Source organism: Embleya australiensis (assembly GCF_051903075.1).
Classification (GTDB): domain Bacteria; phylum Actinomycetota; class Actinomycetes; order Streptomycetales; family Streptomycetaceae; genus Embleya.
This window is the reverse complement of the sequence record NZ_CP182422.1, coordinates 4941915-4955915: the sequence shown is the minus strand read 5'-3', so window position 1 is coordinate 4955915 and position 14001 is coordinate 4941915. Positions and strand designations below refer to the sequence as shown.

The 14001-nt window shown below is 72.0% G+C and carries 11 protein-coding genes; all 11 read right to left on the bottom strand.

The window, feature by feature from the left end; genetic code table 11:
- Positions 1-139 precede the first annotated feature (139 nt).
- The 11 genes from glyA to lysA all read right to left on the bottom strand — a co-directional run bounded on the left by glyA (position 140) and on the right by lysA (position 13942).
- Positions 140-1423: a serine hydroxymethyltransferase gene (gene glyA / locus ACMXN5_RS21635; protein ID WP_439676604.1), complete on the bottom strand. Its 1284-nt coding sequence runs from the start codon at positions 1421-1423 to the stop codon at positions 140-142.
- Between the two features lie 138 nt (positions 1424-1561).
- On the bottom strand, positions 1562-2224 hold the full coding sequence (locus ACMXN5_RS21630; protein ID WP_379994970.1) for an arsenate reductase/protein-tyrosine-phosphatase family protein: 663 nt from the start codon (positions 2222-2224) through the stop codon (positions 1562-1564).
- The gene (locus ACMXN5_RS21625) at positions 2221-2868 is read right to left on the bottom strand and encodes an L-threonylcarbamoyladenylate synthase (RefSeq protein ID WP_078975437.1); all 648 of its coding nucleotides are present in this window, start codon (positions 2866-2868) and stop codon (positions 2221-2223) included. The genes ACMXN5_RS21630 and ACMXN5_RS21625 overlap by 4 nt, the downstream gene beginning before the upstream one ends.
- A 145-nt stretch (positions 2869-3013) precedes the next feature.
- Positions 3014-3859, bottom strand: a complete 846-nt coding sequence (prmC, locus tag ACMXN5_RS21620) for a peptide chain release factor N(5)-glutamine methyltransferase (protein WP_439676603.1) — start codon at positions 3857-3859, stop codon at positions 3014-3016.
- Positions 3860-3869: 10 nt separating this feature from the next.
- Entirely contained in the window at positions 3870-4937 is a 1068-nt protein-coding gene (prfA, locus tag ACMXN5_RS21615) for a peptide chain release factor 1 (RefSeq protein WP_078975439.1), read from the bottom strand.
- A 180-nt stretch (positions 4938-5117) separates the two neighbouring features.
- Positions 5118-5342, bottom strand: coding sequence for a 50S ribosomal protein L31 (gene rpmE, locus ACMXN5_RS21610; RefSeq protein ID WP_078975440.1), 225 nt, complete (start codon positions 5340-5342; stop codon positions 5118-5120).
- 203 nt (positions 5343-5545) lie between these two features.
- Complete coding sequence (gene rho, locus ACMXN5_RS21605) at positions 5546-7666, bottom strand: transcription termination factor Rho (protein WP_439676602.1); 2121 nt, start codon at positions 7664-7666, stop codon at positions 5546-5548.
- 574 nt (positions 7667-8240) lie between these two features.
- A complete protein-coding gene (gene thrB / locus ACMXN5_RS21600) occupies positions 8241-9155 on the bottom strand; it encodes a homoserine kinase (RefSeq protein ID WP_380033763.1) in 915 nt (304 codons plus the stop codon).
- A 775-nt stretch (positions 9156-9930) separates the two neighbouring features.
- Positions 9931-11013, bottom strand: a complete 1083-nt coding sequence (gene thrC, locus ACMXN5_RS21595; RefSeq protein WP_439676601.1) for a threonine synthase — start codon at positions 11011-11013, stop codon at positions 9931-9933.
- Between the two features lie 6 nt (positions 11014-11019).
- The gene (locus ACMXN5_RS21590; protein ID WP_439676600.1) at positions 11020-12312 is read right to left on the bottom strand and encodes a homoserine dehydrogenase; all 1293 of its coding nucleotides are present in this window, start codon (positions 12310-12312) and stop codon (positions 11020-11022) included.
- 241 nt (positions 12313-12553) lie between these two features.
- Complete coding sequence (gene lysA, locus ACMXN5_RS21585) at positions 12554-13942, bottom strand: diaminopimelate decarboxylase (RefSeq protein ID WP_439676599.1); 1389 nt, start codon at positions 13940-13942, stop codon at positions 12554-12556.
- Between the last annotated feature and the right edge of the window lie 59 nt (positions 13943-14001).

Genomic DNA, 14001 nt, shown 5'->3' with positions numbered 1-14001 from the left:
GCTCGGTGGTGCCACCACCGGCCCGTCGCCCCACACGTAACCACAAACACCCTGATCCCAGCCACCCCGGAGGGCGATTGCGGCCCGTCGGTCGCATAGGTCTCGGCGGGCCCGCCGGCCCGAACACTCCCGCCGGCTCTCACCGCCCCGGGTAGGCCGGATGTGTGGCCACCAGCTCGCCGACCGCCGCCCGCACCTCGCCCAGGACCGCCGGGTCGTCCTCGCGCACCGCGCGGCCCAGGAGCAGGGCGATCTCCTTCATGTCCGTCTCGGTCATCCCCTGCGTGGTCACCGCGGCCGTCCCGACCCGGATCCCGGACGCGATCATCGGCTTGGCCGGGTCGAACGGGATCGCGTTCTTGTTCAGGGTGATCCCGGCCCGCTCGCAGCGGCGCTCCGCGTCCCGACCGCTCACCCCGATCCCCCGCAGGTCCAGCAGCGCCATGTGGGTGTCGGTACCGCCGGTGACCGGCCGCAACCCCTCGGCCTGCAAACCCTGCGCCAGGGCCTGCGCGTTGGCCACCACCCGGCGCGCGTAGGCGCGGTACGCCGGGGTGCCCGCCTCGCGCAGCGCGACCGCCTTCGCGGCCACCGCGTGCATGTGCGGGCCGCCCTGGCTGAACGGGAACACCGCGCGGTCGATCCGCTCGGCGAACTCCTCGCGGCACAGGATCAGCCCGCCGCGCGGCCCGCGCAGCACCTTGTGCGTGGTCGCGGTGACCACGTCGGCCCAGGGGACCGGCGAGGCCGTCGCGTCGCCCGCGACCAGTCCCGCGAAGTGTGCCGCGTCCACCATCAGGTAGGCGCCCACCTCGTCGGCGATGCGGCGGAAGGCGGCGAAGTCGACCAGGCGCGGATATCCGCTCGCACCGCACACGATCAGCCGGGGCCGATGCGCCCGGGCCAGGTCCCGGACCTGGTCGTAGTCGATCCGCTCGTCGCCCTCGCGGACCCCGTAGGCCACCGCGTGGAACCAACGACCGGAGAAGTTCACCCGCGAGCCGTGGGTCAGATGCCCGCCGTGCGGCAGCGACATGGCCAGGATCGTCTCGCCTGGGCTCAGCAGCGCCGCGTACACCGCCAGGTTCGCGGCGGTGCCCGAGTGCGGCTGCACGTTGGCGTGTTCCGCGCCGAACAGGGCCAGCGCCCGGTCCACCGCGAGCCGCTCGGCCCGGTCCGCCTCGGCGCAACCGCCGAAGTAGCGCCGCCCGGGATAACCCTCGGCGTACTTGTTGGCGAGCGTGCTGCCCAGCGCGGCGAGCACCGCCGGGGAGGTGAAATTCTCCCCGGCGATCAACTGGAGGCCGCCGCGCTGCCGGGCCAACTCGCCGAGCAACACCTCGGCGATCTCCGGATCCTCTCGCCGCAGCGCGAGGAAGTCCGGTCCCCAGAAGGGAGTTGACGGGGCGTCGGGAGTGCCCATGGCATCGCTCCTCAAGGCCGCAGGGACCTCTCCACGATAGGGCGGGGGTCCGGACACGGACAGGGCCTTCCGGGGGCGATTCCGCGCCGTTGTCGGGCCGTGCGCGCCAACGCTCCGGGGCCCGTGGGGGCGCGCCGGTCAGTGCGTGTGCGCGGGGTGCCCGGTGAGCGCGGTCAGGACCGGGTCCAGGGCCGAGCCGATGTCGGAGGCGCAGGCCCGGAACACGCTCAGCGGCGCGCCGTACGGATCGGCCACCTCGTCCCACTCCGGATCGGGCGCGGCCAACCGCCCGCGCAGCGCCGCGGCGGCCCGCACGAGCGAACGCCCGCGCTGGACCAGGTCGCGCTCGGGGTAGGGAGCCCGTTCCAGCACCGCGACCAGGCGGGTGAACTCCTTCAGCGTGAAGGTGCGCAGGCCCGACGCGTGCCCCATGGACACCACGTGCGCGCGGTGGTCCAGGGTCGCGGTAAGCACCAGGTCCGCCTCGGCGACATGCTCGTCGAGCAGCTCGCGCCCGTGGAAGTCGCCCGGGTCGGCGCCGTATTCGAGCAGCACCTCGGCCGCGTGCGGCTCCATCGGCGCGCCCTCGTGGCCCCAGGTCCCGGCGCTCTGCACGCTCAGCCGCACCGCGTCGTCCGCGGCGAGCCGGCGCTGCAGGCCGAGCCGCGCCAGCCGTTCGGCGATCGGGGAGCGGCAGATGCTCCCCGTGCACACGAACAGGATCCGGAACGAGTCGGCCGCGGAGCCGTAGGGCCCGTAGGTGTGCCCGAGGGGCCGGCCGACCGGAGGGGGCGCGGTCAATTCACGCCCTCCAGGTCGGGAACGACCTCACGCAACGTCTCCAACGACAGGGCACCCTCACGCAGCAGCCGGGGGCGGCCGGCGGTCAGATCGACGATCGAGGACGGCGCGGTGGAGGGGCAGCTGCCGCCGTCCAGGTACACCGACACCGAATCGCCGAGCTGCGCCTCGGCCTCGTCGACCGTGGTCGCCGCCGGGTTGCCGGACCGGTTCGCGCTGCTGACCGCCATCGGCCCGGTCTCGGTCAACAGCTCGATCGCCACCGGGTGCAGCGGCATGCGCACCGCGACCGTGCCGCGCGTATCGCCCAGATCCCACATCAGCGACGGCTGGTGGAAGGCCACGATGGTCAGCGCCCCCGGCCAGAACGCGTCGACCAGTTCCCACCCGACCTCGGGGAAGCCGGTGACCAGCCCGTGCAGCGTGTTGGGCGAGCCGACCAGGACGGGCGAGGGCATGTTGCGACCGCGGCCCTTGGCGTCCAGGAGCGCGTGCACCGCGTGCGGGGTGAAGGCGTCCGCGCCGATGCCGTACAGGGTGTCCGTCGGCAGCACGACCAGATCGCCGCGCTTGATCGACCCGGTCGCCTCCCGCAGCCCGAGCCCGCGGTCCATCGCGTCGGAGCAGTCGTAGCGTCGGCTCATCGGGCACTTACCTCCGGAAGCGGTACGGGCGGTACGGGCGAAGCGGGGGGTACGAGTGATGCGAGCAATACGGGTGATGCGGGTGGTGCCGGCGGTACGGGTGGTGCGGGCCGCGCGGATCCGGCCGCCGGGCGGGGCGCGCGGTTCACGCGCCTTCCTTGCGTGCGGTGGTGAAGCGGGGGCGGTTGGTCAGATCGCGGTGGTCGGCCGCGTCCACCCAGCCGGCCTCCTCGTTGAAGATCCACGGCACCGCGCCGCCCTGGGTGTCCGCGTGCTCGACCACCACGAGCCCCGCGGGCCGCAACAGGCGGTAGGCGGTCTTGGCCAGGACCCGAATGAAGTCGAGCCCGTCCGGCCCGGAGAACAGCGCCAGCTCCGGATCGTGGTCGCGCGCCTCGGGGGCCATCTCGTCCCGCTCCTCCAGCGGCACGTAGGGCGGATTGCTGATCACCAGATCGACCGTGCCGTCCAGCTGCGGCAGCGCCGAGAGCGCGTCGCCCCGGTGCAGGATCACCCGCGACCCGCTCGCGTTGCGTTCGGCGTAGGCGTAGGCGCCCGGGTCCAGCTCGACCGCGTGCACCACGGAGCGCGGCACCTCCTGCGCGACCGCGAGCGCGATCGCGCCGGAGCCGGTGCACAGGTCCACCACGAGCGGCTCGGCCACGTCCATCGCGCGCAGCGCGTCTATCGCCCACCCGACCACCACCTCGGTCTCCGGGCGGGGTACGAACACGCCCGGACCCACCTCGAGTTCGAGGTAGCGGAAGAAGGCGCGCCCGGTGATGTGCTGCAGCGGCTCGCGGGCCTCGCGGCGCGCGACGGCCTCCCAGAACCGCGCGTCGAAGTCCCCGTCGGCGACCGTGTGCAGGGCGCCACGCTTGACGCCGTGCACGTACGCCGCCAGTTCCTCGGCATCGAAGCGCGGAGAGGGAACGCCCGCGTCGGCCAGTCGCAGGGTGGCCTGGGCCACCTCGGCGAGCAGCAGATTCATCTCGTCTCCGTTATTGGTGGGCGAGCCGGGCGGCCATGTCGGCGTCCACACACGCCTGGATGACCGGATCGAGATCGCCGTCGAGCACCTGGTCCAGGTTGTACGCCTTGTAGCCCACGCGGTGGTCGGAAATCCGGTTTTCCGCGAAGTTGTACGTCCGGATGCGCTCGGAGCGGTCCACCGTGCGGACCTGGCTGCGGCGCACGTCGGAGGCTTCCTTGTCGGCCTCCTCCTGGGCCGCGGCGAGCATCCGCGCGCGCAGGATGCGCATGGCCGACTCCTTGTTCTGGAGCTGGCTCTTCTCGTTCTGGCAGGAGACCACGATGCCGGTGGGCAGGTGCGTGATGCGCACCGCGGAGTCGGTGGTGTTGACCGACTGGCCGCCGGGACCCGACGAGCGGTACACGTCGATGCGCAGGTCGTTGGCGTTGATCTCGACCTCGACGTCCTCCGCCTCGGGCAGGACCAGGACGCCCGCCGCGGAGGTGTGGATGCGGCCCTGCGACTCGGTGGCGGGGACCCGCTGTACGCGGTGCACGCCGCCCTCGAACTTCAGCCGGGCGTAGACGCCCTCGCCGGGCGCGGGGTTGCCCTTGGTCTTCACCGCGACCTGGACGTCCTTGTAGCCGCCGAGGTCGGACTCGTTGGACTCGAGGATCTCGGTCTTCCAGCCCGCGCGTTCGGCGTAGCGCAGGTACATCCGCAGCAGGTCGCCCGCGAACAGGGCGGATTCCTCGCCGCCCTCGCCCGCCTTGACCTCCAGGATCACGTCCTTGTCGTCGGCCGGGTCGCGCGGCACGAGCAGTCGGCGCAGCTTCTCCGCGCACTCCTCGCGGCGCTCCTCGGCCTCGGCCGCCTCGGCGGCGAAGTCCGGGTCCTCGGCGACCAGTTCGCGGGCCGCCTCGACGTCGTCGGCGGCGCTCGACCACTGCCGGTAGGCGTCCACGATCGGCCCCAGTTCGGCGTAGCGCCGCCCGAGGGTGCGGGCGCGCGTCTGGTCAGTGTGCACGGCCGGGTCGGCGAGTTGCCGCTCCAGGTCGGCGTGCTCGGCGAGCAGGTCGTCCATCGCCTCGAACACTGGGGGCTCCTCTGGTTGTGGCCGCGAACTCGGCGGGATCGGTGACGACGGGGCTACCGGAGCCGGACGGGCTTTCGGGACCGGCTTCCGGAGTACGGCTTCCGGAGACAAACGAACGGCGCCGGAGGGGCGGGGCGGACCTTGGACAAGGCCCACCGCTCCTCCGGCGCCGCAGGGTCGCTACTTCTTGCCGGCCACCGGCTGCGTACCGAAACGCTTCTCGAAGCGCGCCACCCGGCCGCCCGTGTCGAGGATCTTCTGCTTCCCCGTGTAGAACGGGTGACACTGCGAACAGACCTCGACGCGGATCTGGCCGCTCGTCGCGGTGCTGTGCGTGGTGAACGTCGAGCCACAGCCACAGGTGACGGTGGTTTCCACGTACTCGGGGTGGATGTCGGGCTTCACGGGAGTCTCCTTGAGGTTCGGGAGGGCGCCGGGTCGTACGCCCGAATGGGCATCACGTGAACCGGGGCCGACAGAGCAGTCTGCCAGGAGGGGGCGACCGGACCCAAATCAGGGTCTGTACCGCCCAACCACGATCGGGGTCGCGGCATTCCCTCCCGGCGGACGCGCTGCCATGTCTTGCGTACGACGACCAGTCGGATCGACTAGTCGTTCGGCATCGGCGTCGTCTTCTGGATCTGCATGAGGAACTCGCCGTTGCTCTTGGTCTTCTTCATCTTGTCCAGGAGCAGTTCGATCGCCTGCTGCTGGTCGAGCGCGTGCAGCACCCGGCGCAGCTTCCAGACCACCGCGAGTTCGTCCTGCGCCATCAGGATCTCTTCCTTGCGGGTGCTGGACGCGTCCACGTCCACCGCCGGGAAGATGCGCTTGTCGGCGAGCTTGCGGTCGAGCTTGAGCTCCATGTTGCCGGTGCCCTTGAACTCCTCGAAGATCACCTCGTCCATGCGCGAGCCGGTCTCGACGAGCGCGGTGGCGAGGATGGTCAGCGAGCCGCCGTTCTCGATGTTGCGCGCGGCGCCGAAGAACTTCTTCGGCGGGTACAGCGCGGTCGAGTCGACACCACCGGACAGGATGCGGCCGGAGGCGGGCGCCGCGAGGTTGTACGCGCGGCCCAGGCGGGTGATCGAGTCGAGCAGCACGACCACGTCGTGGCCCAGCTCGACCAGGCGCTTGGCCCGCTCGATGGCCAACTCGGCGACGATCGTGTGGTCCTCGGCGGGTCGGTCGAAGGTCGAGGAGATGACCTCGCCCTTCACCGACCGCTGCATGTCCGTGACCTCTTCGGGGCGCTCGTCCACGAGCACGACCATCAGGTGGCACTCGGGGTTGTTCACGGTGATCGCGTTGGCGATCGCCTGGAGCACCATCGTCTTGCCCGCCTTCGGCGGCGCGACGATCAGACCGCGCTGGCCCTTGCCGATCGGCGACACGAGGTCGATGATCCGCGTGGTCAGCGCGCTGGAGTCGGTCTCCAGGCGCAGCCGGTCCTGCGGGTACAGGGGGGTCAGCTTGTTGAAGTCGGCGCGCTGGCGGGCCTGTTCCGGCTCCATGCCGTTGACCGTGTCCAGCCGCACGAGGGCGTTGAACTTCTCCCGGCGCTCACCGTCGCGCGGCTGACGCACCGCGCCGACGATCGCGTCGCCCTTGCGCAGGCCGTTCTTGCGGACCTGGGCGAGCGAGACGTACACGTCGTTGGAGCCGGGCAGGTAGCCCGAGGTCCGCACGAAGGCGTAGTTGTCGAGGATGTCCAGGATGCCCGCGACGGGGACCAGGACGTCGTCGTCGGCCAGCACGGGCTCGTTGGTCTCGAAGCCCTCACGGCCGCCGCGACGACGGTTGCGGTCGCGGTAGCGGCCACGACGCCGACGGCCGCCGCCCTCGAAGTCGTCGTCGTCCAGCGGGCCGTTGTCCTGCTGCTGTTGTTGCTGCTGCTTGCCGCGCTCGCCGCGCTCGGCCCGGTCGCCGCGGTCGTTGCCGCGCTCGCCGCGCTCGTTGCCGCGGTCGCCACGCTCGCCGCGTTCCGCACGCTCACCGCGTTCCGCACGCTCACCGCGCTCGGTCCGCTCGCCGCGCTCGTTGTTGCGCTCGCCGCGGTCGCGCCGGTTCTGGCCGCGCTCGCGCCGCTCGCGGCGGCCCTCGCGCTCGCCGCCCTCGCGCTGCTCGCCCTGCTCCTCGGCGGGGCGCTCGGCGCGCTCGGTGCGCTCGGCCCGCTCGCCACGACGGCGCGTGCCGGTCTCGGCGACCTCGGCGGTCGGCTCGCCCTGCTCACGCCGTCCACGCCCGTTGGCGGGCGCCTCGGCGGCGGCCTGCTCCGGGATCTCGATCTGTGCGGCGGTCTCGACCGCCACCCGCGTGCGGGCGGCCCGGCGGGTCCGGGTGGGCGCCTCCGCGGCCGGCGCCTCGGCGGCGACGGCGGGGGCCTCGGCGGGCGCCGCGCCGTTGTCCGCCGCGGTGGCGGCGGCGGCCTTGGCCCTGGTCGCCCGGGCCGGCTTCGTGGCGGCAGCGGCGGCGGGAGCGGCGTCCGAACCACCCTGCTTCGCCTGGATGGCCTCGATCAGCTGGCTCTTGCGCATGCGGCCGGTGCCGCTGATGCCGAGACCGGTGGCGACCTGCTGCAGCTCCGCCAGCACCATGCCGTTGAGGCCGGTGCCCGTCGAGCGGCGGCGCCGCGTGGCGGGAGCGGGGGCGTCCGCGGTGGCAGCCGCGTCACCCGAGGCGGACGCGGCCTGCGGCGTTGCGTCCATGAGTTCGGTGGTGTCGCTCACGAAGGGTCCTTCCCTGGAGCGGGCGTCGGCCTTGAGGGGGCTCGGCGACCGGTTGTGCTGTCCGTCCCGCTTCCAGTGCGGTCCGGTGCGGTGGTCCGCCGGATGGCGGGAATCGTCGAAAATGTGCCCGGTACTGCGAGGATCGGGCTCATGTATGCCTGTGGGGGCTCGTATTCCTGTAGGGGCTCGATTTCCTGCGAAGGAACAGCCCTCGGGTCCCCGGGATGAGCTCGACGCGGCGCGGTGGTCCCGCCGGTCTGTATCGGGGAGCCACGTTCGTCACGAAGGACAGGCAGGAGGGGAAACTCCCAAAGGATCGTGGCCACAGAGCACCGAACGCGCCCAACCCTATGCGGGCGGGGGATCTGGTGCGGTGATGACGCTAACACTACCGGACCCAAGAGACATTCCCCCACCCCATCGCTCCCCCGGCGCAGCCCATTTTTCCTGCGGTAGTGCAGTGGAGTGAACGGATCCACCGCCGTCGCCGGCCCGCCGCCCGGCTGCGCCGAGTATGCCGTCGGTCCGGTTCCGACCTACCGGGCGTACTGCCAACGAACGGCGAGTACGCAGGTCACGCCAGTGGCATGACGCTTGCTCCGGCCCCGTCCACGTCCAATTGCCGAACCACCCAATCGGGCCCGGCAGTGCCGATCGCCTCGTCCACGCGGTCCGGTGTGACCAGGGCGAGTACGGTCGGCCCCGCGCCGGAGACGACCGCGGCCATCCCCTGTGCGCGCAGCTTGTCGATCAATTCGGCGCTCGCCGGCATCGCGGGCGCCCGGTACGTCTGGTGCAGTCGGTCCTCGGTCGCGGCGAAGAGCAGGTCGGGCCGCGAGGTGAGCGCGGTGACCAGCAGCGCGGCGCGCGCCGCGTTCGCCGAGGCGTCGCGATGGGTCACCTTGGCCGGCAGCAGACCGCGCGCGACCTCGGTGGACAGCGGGGTGGAAGGTACGAACACGACGGGAGATATACCCCGGTCGGGGCTCGATCGCACCGCCCGGGGGCCGTCCTCGTCGGTCCACGCGATGGTGAAGCCGCCGAGCAGACACGCCGCGACGTTGTCGGGGTGGCCTTCGAGTTCGGTGGCCAGGGCGAGCGCGGCCTCGTCGTCGAGCCGCTCGGCGCCGCCTATGGTCAGCGCCCGGGCGGCGATCACCCCGGCGCAGATGGCGGCGGCCGACGAGCCCAGGCCGCGGCCGTGCGGGATGCGGTTGGCGCAGACGACGTCCAGGCCGGGCGGACGGCCGCCCATCGCCTCGAACGCGGCGTGGGCCGCGCGAACGACCAGGTGGTTCTCGTCACGGGACAGGTCGTCGGCGCCCTCACCTGCGATGTCGATCGACAAGCCCTCGTCCGCGACCCGGATCGCGACGTCGTCGTACAGTCCGAGCGCGAGTCCGAACGCGTCGAACCCGGGACCCAGGTTGGCGCTCGTGGCCGGGATGCGAACCCGGACGGGGGCGGCACGGAATGCGGGGCCGGCCATACGCGTGGACACTCCTCCTCGTGGAGTTCCGGGCACCTTCGCGGGGCGGTCCGAACCGGTGACGCATTCGGGAAATCGCGGGTGCTGCGGAACGGCAGGAACAGACGCGAGACTCGGGCGGCATGCGCCGCGGAACGAGTGGAAGGTCGCGTCCGGTGATCAGCCTACCGAAGGTGCGTTCCCTCGCGGGACACCGTAACCACCGCGTCGTGGGATTGGTACCGGAAATGGGATCCAAAGGTCCGAGGGCGGTCGACGGTCGATCATGGGCCGACCTGATTCGATCTTGTCGCCGATCGTGCGCCGATCGGGTGTTCCTGCCGGCGGCGTGCCCGAACGGCCACGCCGGACGGCCGTCGTGCGGATCGGGTCGGGGCGCCGACCAGGCACTTCGGGCGGGTGCGCCGACGGAACGCCCGGGCGGGTGGCGGCATCGGGTACGCCCGCCGAATGGCTCGACGGGGCCGTGGTGGGGCTCGCCCGGGGGTGTCCCGCCCGGTCCCTCGACTTGTGAATTTTCCCGAGTCGCACGCTTGGTCGGCGGCTTTCCCGGCGGATATTCGGCGGGTGTGCGGCTTCGGAGGGAATTCGACTTCGGGAGTGTCGGCCGCGCGGGTATCGGCTTCGCGGGTGCGACTCGGCCTGTGTGGGCGTTACACGTATCCGTACCGAAGTCGGTGGTTGTCGCGCGTGTCGTCGGCGCGCGTGCGCGTCGGCCACCCGCTTTCGTGGGTGGCCGACGCGTCGTGGTCGCTGCGGGCGTGGTGCGGTGCGGTCAGCCCAGGCCGAGTTGCCCGGCCGCGGCGGCGGCGTCGATCGGGACGACGACCGGCTTGGGCGCGCCGGCGACGGCCCAGTCGGGGTCCTTGAGGCCGTTGCCGGTGACGGTGCAGACGATCCGCTGGCCCGGGTCGACCCGGCCCTGTTCGGCCGCCTGGAGCAATCCGGCCACACTCGCGGCGGACGCGGGCTCCACGAAGACGCCCTCCTGCGCGGCCAGGAGCCGGTACGCCGACAGGATCTGACGGTCGGTCACCGACTCGATGTGGCCGCCGGATTCGTCCCGCGCGGCGATCGCGAGGTCCCACGAGGCGGGGTTGCCGATCCGGATCGCGGTGGCGATCGTCTGCGGCGAGAGCACCGGCGCGCCCTTGACCAGCGGCGCCGAACCGGCCGCCTGGTAGCCCCACATGCGCGGGCGGCGGGCGGCGAGGCCGTCGGCGGCGTACTCGTTGTAGCCCTTCCAGTACGCGGTGATGTTGCCCGCGTTGCCGACCGGCAGCACGTGGATGTCGGGCGCGTCGCCGAGCATGTCCACGATCTCGAAGGCGGCGGTCTTTTGGCCCTCGATGCGCACCGGGTTGACCGAGTTCACCAGCGCGACCGGATACTTTTCGGCCAAATCGCGGGCGAGGGTCAGGCAGTCGTCGAAGTTGCCGTCGACCTGCAGGATGCGCGCACCGTGCACGAGGGCCTGGCCCATCTTGCCGAGCGCGATCTTGCCCTGCGGGACGAGTACGGCGCACACCATGCCGGCACGCACCGCATACGCCGCGGCGGAGGCCGAGGTGTTGCCGGTGGAGGCGCAGATGACCGCCTGGGCACCCGCCTCCTTGGCCTTGGAGATGGCCATCGTCATCCCGCGGTCCTTGAAGGACCCGGTCGGGTTGGCCCCCTCGACCTTGAGGTGAACATCACATCCGGTGCGCTCGGAGAGCACCTGGGCCGGGACCAGCGGCGTGCCACCCTCACGCAGAGTGACCACTGGTGTGCTCGCCGAGACCGGCAGTCGGTCGCGGTATTCCTCGATGACCCCGCGCCACTGCGTGGTGCGGACGCCTTCCTTGAGCGCGCTCACGGTCCTCTACTCCCCTTCGACCCGCATGATGCCTGCGATGTCACGGACGATGTCCATACCGCGCAGATCGGCGACGGTCGCCGCGAGCGCGGCGTCGGTGGCGGTATGGGTGACGATCACGAGTGTGGCATCCCCGTCCCGGCCCTGCTGACGCACCGTGTCGATGGACACGTCGTGCTGGGCGAAGACCGCGGCCACCTGGGCCAGGACACCGGCGCGGTCGGCCACGTCCAGGCTCAGGTGGTAGCGGGTGCGGGCGATGCCCACCGGCTGCGGGGTGAGCGCCGCGTAGGCCGATTCGCCGGGCCCGGTGGCGCCGGAGAGCTTGTTGCGGCAGACCGCGACCAGGTCGCCCAGGACCGCGCTGGCGGTCGGCGCGCCACCCGCGCCGGGGCCGTAGAACATCAACTGCCCGGCCGCCTCCGACTCGACGAAGACCGCGTTGTACGCCTCGCGCACCGAAGCGAGCGGGTGCGAGCGCGGGATCATCGCGGGGTGTACGCGAGCACTCACGCTCTGCCCGTCGGCGCCGCGCTCGCAGATCGCGAGCAGCTTCACCACGCAGTCCATCGCCTTGGCCGAGGCCACGTCGGCGGCGCTGACCTCGGTGATCCCCTCGCGGTACACATCGGCCGCGGTCACCCGGGTGTGGAACGCCAGGCCGGCCAGGATCGCGGCCTTGGCGGCGGCGTCGAAGCCCTCGATGTCGGCCGTCGGGTCGGCCTCGGCGTAGCCGAGCGCGGTGGCCTCGTCCAGCGCCTCGGCGAAGCCGGCGCCGGTGGTGTCCATCCGGTCCAGGATGAAGTTGGTGGTGCCGTTGACGATGCCGAGCACCCGCTCGACCTTGTCGCCGGCCAGCGACTCGCGCAGCGGGCGCAGGAGCGGGATGGCGCCGGCGACGGCGGCCTCGTAGTAGAGGTCCACGCCGTGTTTCGCGGCGGCGGCGTGCAGCGTCGAGCCGTCCTCGGCGAGCAGGGCCTTGTTGGCCGAGACCACCGAGGCGCCGTGCTCCATCGCGGACAGGATCAGCCCGCGGGCGGGCTCGATGCCGCCGATCACCTCGACCACCACGTCGATGTCGTCGCGTTTGACGAGTTCGACGGCGTCGGTGGTGATCAACGCGGGGTCGATGCCCGCGCGCTCGCGCCCGGCCCGGCGTACGGCCACGCCGGCGAGTTCGATGGGGGCCCCGATCCGGGCGGCGAGGTCGGTCGCGTGCGTCGTCATGATGCGGGCCACTTCGGAGCCGACCACACCACAACCGAGCAGCGCCACCTTCAGCGGCTGCGTACGCATCATCCGACCTCACTTCTCGAAGACAAAGGTTGTCCGAGTCTGCCGCCCCGGCGGGTTTCCGGCGACGGGCAGTGCCGACAAGTGTCGCTCGGATCAGGCCCCGAACCGGCTGCGGTCCAGGATCCGAGACGGGAATTCTTGCGGTTCGACTCGGTGTCGACGGGATTTTCTCCCGTGATTTTCTGCCGTGATGTTCTTCCGTGTGCGGGGCCGCCGAGCGGCGGCCCCGCACGAGGTGTCCCGCTCAGCCGACGTCGAGGGCCAGCAGGTCCGCTTCGGTCTCGCGGCGCACGATCACGCGCGCCTCGCCGTCTCGTACCGCGATCACCGGCGGGCGGGTCACGTGGTTGTAGTTGCTCGCCATCGACCGGCAGTAGGCGCCGGTGGCGGGCACCGCGATCAGGTCGCCGGGGGCCAGGTCGGCGGGCAGGTACGCGTCGCGCACGACGATGTCGCCGGACTCGCAGTGCCGGCCGACCACACGCGAGAGCATCGGCGCGGCATCGCTGGTCCGGGAGACGAGCGTCACGGTGTACTCGGCGTCGTAGAGCGCGGTGCGGATGTTGTCCGACATCCCGCCGTCGACGCTGACATAGGTGCGCAGGCCCTCCAGGGGCTTGATGGTGCCCACCTCGTACAGGGTGAACGTGCCCGGTCCGGCGATCGCCCGGCCGGGTTCGACCGAGAGCCGGGGCGCGGCCAGGCCGGCCGCCGCGCACTCGCGGCGCACGATGTCCAGGAGCGAGGCGGCGATGGTGGCGGGCTGCTGCGGGTCGTCGGCGGAGGTGTAGGCGATGCCGAGGCCGCCGCCGAGGTCGATCTCGGGCAGCTCGACCCCGTGCTCGTCGCGGACCGCGACCAGCAGGGCGACCACGCGGCGCGCGGCGACCTCGAAGCCGGCCGTGTCGAAGATCTGCGAGCCGATGTGCGAGTGCAGGCCGATCAGTTCGAGCGAGTCGAGCTTGCGGATCCGGCGCACCGCCTCGGCTGCCTGCCCGTCGGCGAGCGAGAAGCCGAACTTCTGGTCCTCGTGCGCGGTGGCGATGAACTCGTGGGTGTGCGCCTCGACCCCGACGGTGATCCGGACCAGCACCTTCTGCCGGACGCCGCGACGGTCGGCCAGGAAGGCGAGGCGGCTGATCTCCTCGAAGGAGTCGACCACGATCCGGCCGACGCCGGCCTCCAGGGCGCGGTCGAGTTCGTCGGTGGACTTGTTGTTGCCGTGGAAGGCGATCCGGGCCGGGTCCATGCCGGCGGACAGCGCGATGGCGAGTTCGCCGGCGGTGCACACGTCCAGGTTCAGGCCCTCCTCGGCGATCCAGCGCACGAGTGCGCGGCAGAGGAATGCCTTGCCGGCGTAGAACACGTCGGCGCCCTCGAACGCCTCGCGCCAGTCCCGGCAGCGGGCCCGGAAGTCGGCCTCGTCCAGGATGTAGGCGGGGGTGCCGAACTCGCGGGCCAGGTCGCGAACGTCCAGGCCGGCGACGGTGACCACGCCGTCGGCCCCGCGGGCGGCGGTGGTGGGCCAGATCTTCGGGTCGAGCAGGGCCAGGTCCTCCGGCGCGACGGGCGGTGCGCCGTCGGGCAGGACGTCCGCGTGGCGGGGACCGGCGGGGTGGGCGGAGCGGCTCATGTCGTGGTGCTCCCCTTGGAGTCAGGGCGTCGGTGGGTGTCGGGGGTGTCCGTCGGCGG

Coding starts and splice junctions, on each gene's coding strand:
- thrB (WP_380033763.1), bottom strand. CDS start 9,155: ATGGCCGGCCCCGCATTCCGTGCCGCCCCCGTCCGGGTTCGCATCCCG.
- glyA (WP_439676604.1), bottom strand. CDS start 1,423: ATGGGCACTCCCGACGCCCCGTCAACTCCCTTCTGGGGACCGGACTTC.
- prmC (WP_439676603.1), bottom strand. CDS start 3,859: ATGAATCTGCTGCTCGCCGAGGTGGCCCAGGCCACCCTGCGACTGGCC.
- ACMXN5_RS21625 (WP_078975437.1), bottom strand. CDS start 2,868: ATGAGCCGACGCTACGACTGCTCCGACGCGATGGACCGCGGGCTCGGG.
- ACMXN5_RS21590 (WP_439676600.1), bottom strand. CDS start 12,312: ATGATGCGTACGCAGCCGCTGAAGGTGGCGCTGCTCGGTTGTGGTGTG.
- lysA (WP_439676599.1), bottom strand. CDS start 13,942: ATGAGCCGCTCCGCCCACCCCGCCGGTCCCCGCCACGCGGACGTCCTG.